The following is an 8187-nucleotide window of genomic DNA, read 5'->3' on the forward strand; positions in this document are numbered from 1 at the left end:
CCTTGCTCCCGTCGGGTGGTCCGACGAGGTATTACGCCGCCTGTCCGATCACAGGCTCACGATAGCGCTCGCCCTTGGCCATGATCGCCCACACGATCCGGGCCATCTTGTTGGCTAAGGCTACCGCTGCCACCTTGGTGGCCCGCCGCGCTAGCAGTTGCACGATCCAGGGGCGCCGCGTTCCATGCCGCTGGGCATAACGGATCACTGCCAGTGCGCCCACCGTCAGCATGGAGCGCAGGTAGCGGTTGCCCTGCTTGGTCACCCCGCCCAGCCGCTCCTTGCCGCCACTGGAGTTCTGCTTCGGCACCAGTCCAATCCAGGCCGCGAGATTCCGGCCTGAGGCGAAAGCCTTCGGGTTGGGAACATGGGCCACCAAGGCGGACGCGAGCAACGGACCCACGCCGGGGATCTCCGCCAGACGGCGACTGACTTCGTTGGCCCGGTGGCAGGCGGTGATCCGTCGGTCCATCTCCAGGATCTGGCGCTTGAGCAGCACCAGTTGCTCGGCCAGGGCTAGAACACAGGCCCGGGCCAGCTCCGGGATGCGCTCATCGCCATCGCGGACCAACAGCAGCAACTCGTCGATACCCTCGCGGCCGATCTTCGCCATCACGCCGAACTCCGCCAAGTGGGCCCGGATCGCGTTGGTGAGCATGGTCCTCTGGCGCATCTGCATCAGCCGCACCCGGTGCAGCATCAGGATGCTCTGCTGCTCACACGTCTTGGTCTCGACAAAGCGCATGGTCGGCCGGGTGACGGCCTCGCAGATCGCCTCGGCATCGGCCATGTCGTTCTTCTGCCGCTTCACGTAGGGTTTGACATAAGCCGGCGGCATGAGCTTCACCTCATGGCCCAGGCTCTGCAACTCACGCGACCAATGATGGGCACTCGCACAGGCCTCGATGCCGATCAGGCACGGTGGCAGAGAAGCAAAGAACTTCAGCACCTGCCCTCGCCTCACCTGACGCCTGATCAGCACCTCACCCGTGGCGGTAATGCCATGCACCTGGAAGACGGACTTGGCGATGTCCAGACCAATGGTGGTGACCGTGCTCATGGGCTGCTCCTGTGTCGCTGGCTGCTCGAAGCAGCCATGCTACCTTACCGTTGGGTGGGAGCCGTCCACAGCATCAGTAGGAGACATTCGCGCTATCTTGGCTATTTACGTGACAGCAAAAAACTGCGCTAGCGTTCTCACAACCAGCATCAGTCATTTCGAATTACACCTTTCTTTAGGATTATATTGCCATAAAGTCTGTTTTCTCCCGTTGAAACGATTGCATAGGCAGCTTTGGCTCGCTCGTAGAAGGCAAATCGCTCAAGGGCTGCGAGGCGAAAACTCGAGTCCTCGTGACGGGCAATGATGGCGCGGAACTCATCGAAGATTGGCTGTTTCGCATGAGGGTCGCCCACAACCTCCATGTGCCATGCTGCCTCTGGCACGAAATCATCGAGAGGCATCACCGACAGAATGGCACTGGTCACGTCTGTCGCTGACAACCCGTCAAGCCTGACGAGACGCTGGGCCATGGCAGCTGCCGGAAAATTACCATCGACCACGGCGATTTCATCGCCATGTCCCATCGAGCGCAGCACCATCAGCAGATCCGGAGATAGGAGGGGATCGATATTCTTCAGCATGGACGAATAAACCTAAATGCTTCCACGAGATTGGAGCCTCAAGTGTTGTTCTTACAAGATGATCCGGCACTTCCTGGTGTCGGTCCGGCGTCTAAATAAGCACTTTGTTGAGGATACTCGTGAACGTTGAGAAGACTGAATTAAGTCTACGCGGTCTATGCTGGATTGTATTGGCGGCTCGCCTCGGGATCGTCGACTGAGTAAGAAAGCGACGCCAAGTCGTCCCAAACGGCCTGCGGAACCGGCCAACGCGCCCATTCGAGTGTCTGCGCAACCCGCTCCGGCTTGCTGACGCCGCAGATTGTCGAGGTTATCCGCTCGTCTCGCATCGAAAACTGCAGAGCCACAGCGCCAGATGGAACACCGTGTTTGGAACAGATAGTCTCGATCCGGCGGATCGGATCCAACACCTCTTCCGAAGCTTCTTGGTAAACGTAGCGTGGGTATGATTCAGAACCCTTCGCCAGAACGCCACCGGCGTAAGGTGCCGCATTGAGAACGGCAATTCCCTTTGAATGCGCGTAGCTGATCATGGCCTCCGCATTTCGGTTGGCCAAGGTGAAGCGGTTGTGGGTGATCATGGCATCAAAGTCCCAGTCACGCAGGAGCGGCATCATGATCTCTACTGATCCTGCGGCAAGGCCAACGGCGTTTACAAGCCCCTCCTCCTTCATCTTGAACAACTCAGGAAGGGCTCCCTGCGCGCCCGTGGTCGCCTCCAGCGTGTCGGCGTGCTCCGGATCATGAAGATGAAGGAGATGGAGGCGGTCGAGCCCGAGAGCCTTGAGACTTTCCTCTAAGGATCGCCGTGCCTGCGAGGCATCGAAACGGTTGGTTTCTGGGTCGCGATCCAGCTTGGTTGAGAGTACAAATCCCTCTGGCAATCCACCGCGCTCACGGATGACGTCGCCAATTCGTTCCTCGCTGCGGCCGAAACCATAGATGCGCGATGTATCGAGGAAATTCACCGGACCTGAGAAGATGGCCCGCACGGTCGCCCTAGCTCTGTCCTCACTGACATCATAGCCGTAGGTCCCGGGCATGTCTCCTAACGAGGAGGTCCCGAAGCAGATCCTGGATACTGAGAGATTCGCATGTTCGAGCAACGTCTTCTGAATCGGGGCGGTAGACATCTGATGACTCCATTCACGTCACACGACAGCTTCGATCCGGCCTCGCCGAGAAATAGGTTCAACCCTATGGCGCCGGACTTGGACCAGCAAGCGCTCCCACTTAAGGAGAGGCCTTCGAAGTAAAGAAACTATGTCACAAGGTCTCCATCTGCCGCCTCTCTCCAGAGTTACATTTCCAGTTGCTTGCCTCTGACGTTCATGAATATCATCCTTTCAAGAAAAGCCATTGCGCTTTCAAACTGATCTGACACCGGAAGGAGCTACACAGAATGGCTCTAGAGGTGCAGGACCGTCATAGGGGGCGGTCGGGAGGAGCAGATGCAGGTACAGGATGGGATCCTGTTCGCGTCCGCAGTGATTTGGGTTCTGGATTGTCCGAGTCCCTTTGCATGGATGCGAACGGACGCACCCAGCCTCACGAACATTGTCGCTTTGAATGCTGCCTCGATCACATGTTCGAGTTCCCTGCAGTGGACCCATGACATGGCATGTCGCCAAGTGGGGCGCTGCTCATGACGCCGCTCGTCATGATCAGGGATCTCGACAAGTCATTCCCGGGGGTGAGAGCTCTCAAGAAAGCTCGCTTCGAACTGTTCTCGGGAGAAGTCCACGCCCTGATGGGAGAGAACGGCGCTGGCAAGTCGACCTTGATGAAGATCCTTGCCGGCATTTATCGAAAGGACGCTGGCGGGATCCTCATCGAAGGCGAGCCCGTCGATATTGCATCACCGCGTGCTGCCCAAGACTTGGGCATCAGCATCATTCACCAGGAACTGAACCTGATGAATGAACTCACCGCCGCCCAGAACATCTTCATCGGCCGCGAGCCGAAGCGGGCCATGGGACTTCTGCTCGACGAGGAGGCCCTCAACCGGGCTGCCGCCGATATTTTCGCGCGCATGCATCTGGTGCTTGATCCTCGTGCCGAAGTGGGTGAACTCACAGTGGCCAAGCAGCAGATGGTCGAAATCGCCAAGGCCTTGTCCTTCAGGTCAAGGGTCTTAATCATGGATGAGCCCACGGCCGCCTTGAACAATGCGGAGATCGCAGAGCTGTTCGCCATTATCCGGCAGCTCAGAGCCGAGGGCGTCGGCATCGTCTATATCTCCCATAAAATGGACGAGCTGAAGGAAATCTCCGACCGCGTCACTGTCATGCGCGACGGCGAATATGTCGGCACGGTCTCGACCGCCTCCACGAGCGTCGACACCATCATCTCGATGATGGTCGGACGCAGCCTGACCGAGACGAAGACAGATGTTCCCGACCTGTCGGGCCATGACGTGGTGCTTGAGGTCCGCAACCTCCGTCGAAGCAACGCCATTCAGGACGTCAGCTTCAAGCTGCGGAAGGGAGAAATCCTTGGTTTCGCAGGTCTGATGGGGGCTGGCCGCACGGAAGTGGCGCGAGCAATCTTCGGGGCCGATCCGCTCGATGGCGGGGAGATCATCGTCAGAGGCCAGCCTGCGACGATCCGCTCGCCTCAAGACGCTGTTCGGCTTGGCATCGGCTATCTCTCGGAGGACAGGAAGCGTTTCGGACTGGCGGCCGGCATGGATGTCGCGGCGAACATCGTCATGCCATGCCTAGCCAAGTTCCTTTCTCTGAACATGTTTCTCAAAGCGCGGGCTATCCGCGGCACGGCACGCTCATACATCAGTCAGCTCCGGATCAAGACGCCCTCAGATGCTCAGGAGGTGCGTTTCCTGTCAGGTGGCAACCAGCAGAAGATCGTGATTGCCAAATGGCTGGTGCGGGACTGCGAGATCCTGTTCTTCGATGAACCGACCCGTGGCATCGACGTCGGCGCGAAGAACGAAATCTACAAGTTACTGAACACCCTTGCTGCTCAGGGTCGGGCCATCGTGATGATCTCATCCGAGCTGCCAGAGATCCTGCGCATGAGCCACCGGATCGCCGTGATGTGCGAGGGGCGGCTCACGGGCGAGCTCCTTGCCGAGGGCGCAACCCAGGAGGACATTATGCGCCTTGCAACGCAACGGCATAGCCTGACGACAAATACCTTGAATCCGGCGATTGGGGGATCAACCACGTGACGACCATCGTAGAAAAGGACACCCAGACTATCGTCAGGTCCGCCGTGCTGAGCCAGGGGACGTGGCAGAAGATTCTGGCCTTTGCCAGCCTGATCGCCCTGATGGCCGTCTTCAGTATCACCTCCGAGAACTTTCTTCAGAGCGACAATCTGATCGGAATTCTGCAGGCAACCGCCGTGAATGGCGTTCTCGCCGTTGCCGCGACATTTGTCATCATCACGGGCGGGATTGATCTGTCTGTCGGCACCTTGATGACTTTCTGCGCCGTCATTGCCGGCGTGGTACTGACCTACTGGGGCCTGCCCATGCCCGTAGGCATCCTAGCGGCCATTGCCGCAGGCGCCCTGTGCGGATCGGTGTCGGGCACCATCATCGCCAAGATGAGAGTACCTCCCTTCATCGCGACGCTCGGCATGATGATGCTGCTGAAGGGTCTCGCCCTCGTCATCTCGGGGACCAGGCCCATCTACTTCAATGATACGCCGAACTTCTCGATGATTTCGCAGGAGTCTCTGATCGGAGCGATCCTGCCCTTCCTGCCGATTCCCAATGGTGTGCTGATCTTGTTTGTCGTTGCGATCATCTCAAGTCTCGTACTCACACGCACCGCTCTCGGACGTTACACCTTCGCGCTGGGCTCGAACGAAGAAGCGGTGCGTCTCTCGGGTGTGAACACCGACTTCTGGAAGATCATCGTCTACACCGTTTCGGGCGGGATCTGCGGCATCGCCGGCCTCATCATCGCCTCGCGGCTCAACTCCGCCCAGCCAGCGCTCGGCCAGGGGTATGAGCTGGATGCCATCGCGGCCGTGGTGATCGGCGGCACCTCCCTGAGCGGTGGCCGAGGCACCATTCTCGGAACGATCATCGGCGCATTGATCATCAGCGTGCTCACGAACGGCCTTCGCATCCTCTCCGTCGCCCAGGAATGGCAGACAGTCGTGACGGGGATCATTATCATTCTGGCTGTCTATGCCGACATCCTGCGCCGCAAAAGCTAGAAGTTAGCCCATCTCCCGCAATCATGAAGGAGCAGACAGGACCCTACACCATCCACCCAAGACATTCCTTCCCCTAACCGGCAGGATCAACAACGAAGCATAACCAGGAGGAACAGATGTGGAATAGACGCAATCTCATCGGCGCAATCGGCATCGGAGCGCTCATCGGCCTTACAGGTTCCGTAGCTGCCCAGGAAATCTACATACCGCTCGTCTCGAAGGGTTTCCAGCATCAGTTCTGGCAGGCCGTCAAGGCTGGCGCCGAACAGGCTGCCAAAGACAATAACGTGCGCATCACGTTTGAGGGGCCGGACAGCGAAACCATGGTCGACAAACAGATCGACATGCTCTCGGCCGCTCTCGCCAAGAATCCGAAGGCGATCGGCTTTGCAGCCCTTGACAGCCAGGCAGCGATCCCGCTCCTGCGCAAGGCGCAATCCGCCAAGATCCCGGTCGTGGCCTTCGATTCCGGCGTCGACAGCGATATTCCGGTGACCACAGCGACCACGAACAATCTTGCGGCTGCGGCACTGGCAGCCGACAAGATGGCGGAGCTGATAGGCGACGAAGGCGACATTGCTCTCGTGGTGCACGATCAGACCAGCCGCACTGGCATCGACCGGCGCGACGGTTTCGTGAATCGGATCAAGGAAAAGCACCCTAAGATTAAGATCGTGAGCGTCCAATACGGCTCCGGCGACCACCTGAAGTCGACCGAGATCACGAAATCGATCCTTCAGGCGAACCCTCGCCTCAAAGGCATCTTCGGAGCGAACGAGGGCTCGGCCATCGGCGTAGTCAATGGCGCAAAGGAGATGAACCGCAAGCTCGTCATCATCGGGTACGATTCCGGCAAGCAGCAGAAGCAGGCCATACAGGACGGACTCATGGCGGGTGCCATCACCCAGAATCCTGTTGGGATCGGCTACAAGACAGTTGAAGCTGCCGTAAAAGCCCTCAAAGGCGAGAAGCTCGAGAAGGTGATCGATACAGGCTTCTTCTACTACGACAAGTCGAACATGAGCGACCCGAAGATAGCAGCCGTTCTCTACGATTGAGAAACGGTTATCGGGAGAGGGGTCAGCCCTCTCCCCTTCTCTGCCGAGATTTAGGACAGTCTTCAATCGCCGAGACTCCACGGTCATGCGCACGGGTCGGCGCTTCCGAGGTCACACGTTCGATGATCCCTCACATCGATTCTCACATGCATGTCTGGCGATTGTCGCGGGGCGACTACGGCTGGCTCACCCCTGACCTCGCCCCGATCTATCGCGACTTCACGATTGAGGATGTCCGATCATCCTGGGAACAGGCCGGCATCGATTACGCGATCCTCGTTCAGGCTGCGCCAACCCTGGAAGAGACCCGGTATCTTCTTTCGGTCGCCGAGAACGAACCGAAAGTAAAAGGGGTGGTCGGCTGGATCGACATGATGGCCCCTGACGCCATAGACGAGCTGGAGCAATTAGCCTCCAACAAGCTGCTTCGCGGCATTCGCCCCATGCTGCAGGACATCCCTGACGATGACTGGATGCTGAATGCGGAACTGGCTCCCGTCTATCGAGCACTTGTCGATCTCGGCCTCTGCTTCGATGCTCTTGTTCTTCCACGACACCTGCCCAATCTCCTGCGGCTGGTCGAGCGGCACCCGAATTTGAAAGTTGTCATTGATCACAGTGCCAAGCCGCCGATCGGAGGTGACTTGGGCTTCTGGCACAGGGATTTGGCACAACTGGCCGGGATCCCCCATGTGCACTGCAAGCTCTCAGGCCTTGTGACCGAGTGCAAAGAGCAGGTTTCAGAAGCTGACCTTGAACCTGTATTACAGACCCTTCTCGCGCTTTTCGGGCCAGAGCGTCTGATGTTCGGCAGCGATTGGCCAGTTTGCACCTTGCGCAGCACCTATCTTCAATGGTGGCAATGGGCGCAAGACCTCACCGGGCATCTACCAGCGGATCAGAAGAGCGCCCTATTCGGCGGAACGGCTCTGCGCTTTTACGGCTTGTCCTGACGCCCGGAGGCCCAGGACAATCACAGAAGGTGAGAAGCGCAATTGTCCATACGCCGCAACAGTCGGGGTTGCCGCGCACTTCGATCTGGAGCGCACGATCGAGCGGAGGCGGGGCAGGATTGATGAGCGTAGAGCTCGTGGATTGAATCCTGGAGGATGTTTCAGTGCGATCGCGTTCCCAGGTCTAAAGCATCGGACTGGAAATTCGACTCCTGGGTTTTGGCCTGGTGCGATCTGTGATTCACTTGCTGGAACGGGAGGTGGATCATGGGTCACTGCTATTCTCTCGATCTTCGGGTGCGGGTGTCCGACTTTGTCGAGGCGGGCCATTCCTGCCGGGC

Annotated in this window: 7 protein-coding genes; 4 read left to right on the plus strand and 3 right to left on the minus strand. The window is 58.5% G+C overall.

Translation table 11 applies throughout. The features are described 5' to 3' along the window. Window positions 1–31 precede the first annotated feature (31 nt). From ACXJKO_RS27555 to ACXJKO_RS27565, 3 genes are all read right to left on the minus strand, one after another. Window positions 32–1060, minus strand: coding sequence for an IS110 family RNA-guided transposase (locus tag ACXJKO_RS27555; protein WP_457094233.1), 1029 nt, complete (start codon window positions 1058–1060; stop codon window positions 32–34). A 149-nt stretch (window positions 1061–1209) separates the two neighbouring features. After that, complete coding sequence (locus tag ACXJKO_RS27560) at window positions 1210–1644, minus strand: RbsD/FucU family protein (protein WP_457094234.1); 435 nt, start codon at window positions 1642–1644, stop codon at window positions 1210–1212. 155 nt (window positions 1645–1799) lie between these two features. Beyond that, a complete protein-coding gene (locus ACXJKO_RS27565; RefSeq protein ID WP_457094235.1) occupies window positions 1800–2777 on the minus strand; it encodes an aldo/keto reductase in 978 nt (325 codons plus the stop codon). A 512-nt stretch (window positions 2778–3289) separates the two neighbouring features. Between ACXJKO_RS27565 and ACXJKO_RS27570 the strand changes: the two genes are divergently transcribed. From ACXJKO_RS27570 to ACXJKO_RS27585, 4 genes are all read left to right on the plus strand, one after another. Beyond that, window positions 3290–4834, plus strand: coding sequence for a sugar ABC transporter ATP-binding protein (locus ACXJKO_RS27570; protein ID WP_457094236.1), 1545 nt, complete (start codon window positions 3290–3292; stop codon window positions 4832–4834). A gap of 5 nt (window positions 4835–4839) precedes the next feature. Further along, the gene (locus ACXJKO_RS27575) at window positions 4840–5835 is read left to right on the plus strand and encodes an ABC transporter permease (protein ID WP_457094239.1); all 996 of its coding nucleotides are present in this window, start codon (window positions 4840–4842) and stop codon (window positions 5833–5835) included. A gap of 116 nt (window positions 5836–5951) precedes the next feature. After that, the gene (locus ACXJKO_RS27580; protein WP_457094237.1) at window positions 5952–6893 is read left to right on the plus strand and encodes a substrate-binding domain-containing protein; all 942 of its coding nucleotides are present in this window, start codon (window positions 5952–5954) and stop codon (window positions 6891–6893) included. Between the two features lie 146 nt (window positions 6894–7039). Then, the gene (locus tag ACXJKO_RS27585) at window positions 7040–7846 is read left to right on the plus strand and encodes an amidohydrolase family protein (RefSeq protein WP_457094238.1); all 807 of its coding nucleotides are present in this window, start codon (window positions 7040–7042) and stop codon (window positions 7844–7846) included. The last annotated feature ends 341 nt before the right edge of the window (window positions 7847–8187 follow it).

It is taken from the genome of Microvirga sp. P5_D2 (assembly GCF_054049475.1).

What these genes read in the sequence shown, in the direction of transcription:
- ACXJKO_RS27555 (WP_457094233.1), bottom strand. Translation starts at nt 1,060, where the DNA reads ATGAGCACGGTCACCACCATTGGTCTGGACATCGCCAAGTCCGTCTTC.
- ACXJKO_RS27560 (WP_457094234.1), bottom strand. Translation starts at nt 1,644, where the DNA reads ATGCTGAAGAATATCGATCCCCTCCTATCTCCGGATCTGCTGATGGTG.
- ACXJKO_RS27565 (WP_457094235.1), bottom strand. Translation starts at nt 2,777, where the DNA reads ATGTCTACCGCCCCGATTCAGAAGACGTTGCTCGAACATGCGAATCTC.
- ACXJKO_RS27570 (WP_457094236.1), top strand. Translation starts at nt 3,290, where the DNA reads ATGACGCCGCTCGTCATGATCAGGGATCTCGACAAGTCATTCCCGGGG.
- ACXJKO_RS27580 (WP_457094237.1), top strand. Translation starts at nt 5,952, where the DNA reads ATGTGGAATAGACGCAATCTCATCGGCGCAATCGGCATCGGAGCGCTC.
- ACXJKO_RS27585 (WP_457094238.1), top strand. Translation starts at nt 7,040, where the DNA reads ATGCATGTCTGGCGATTGTCGCGGGGCGACTACGGCTGGCTCACCCCT.